Below are 426 nucleotides of genomic sequence, written 5' to 3'. Positions count from 1 at the left end.
CGCCGATGCTGAGCCGGGCGGCCGGATCGGTGGCGCCGTAGACGATCAGTTCGGCATCGGCCACCAGCCAGAAGGAGCGCTGGCGCGGGGCCACCCCACCGATGCCGGAGCCGGAGGCGCTGCGGCCGGAGGCCCAGAGGCCGACGCCGGAGGCGGAGAGGGCACCGTGAAGGCCGGCGGCGGAATCGATCTCGTGGAAGGCCTCGGAGCCGCGGCCCAGGCGGCGCCACTGGCTGGTGGCGGTCTGGTAGAGGCGTTCGTGCAGATCGGCGTGGACATCCAGCGCCGGAGCCGGCACGTCGGCGGCTGGTGAGGGGAAGGTGTCGAGGGAGAAGGGGACGAACTGATCGAGGATCTGCTCGGAGGGGTGCAGGGCCGGCACCCGGGCCACGGAGGAGAAGGCCAGGGAGATCCAGCCGCCGCCAC

Annotated in this window: 1 pseudogene; it reads right to left on the bottom strand. The window is 73.2% G+C overall.

Annotation, left to right across the window (positions count from 1 at the left end):
• Positions 1–426, bottom strand: a pseudogene (locus tag KUG41_RS15345) (DUF4912 domain-containing protein); the annotation flags it as partial.

Origin of the sequence: Synechococcus sp. CCY 9618 (genome assembly GCF_019038415.1) — a bacterium.
In the GTDB taxonomy this organism is placed as follows: Bacteria; Cyanobacteriota; Cyanobacteriia; order PCC-6307; family Cyanobiaceae; genus Cyanobium.
This window is presented reverse-complemented; position numbering and strand designations above follow the sequence as displayed.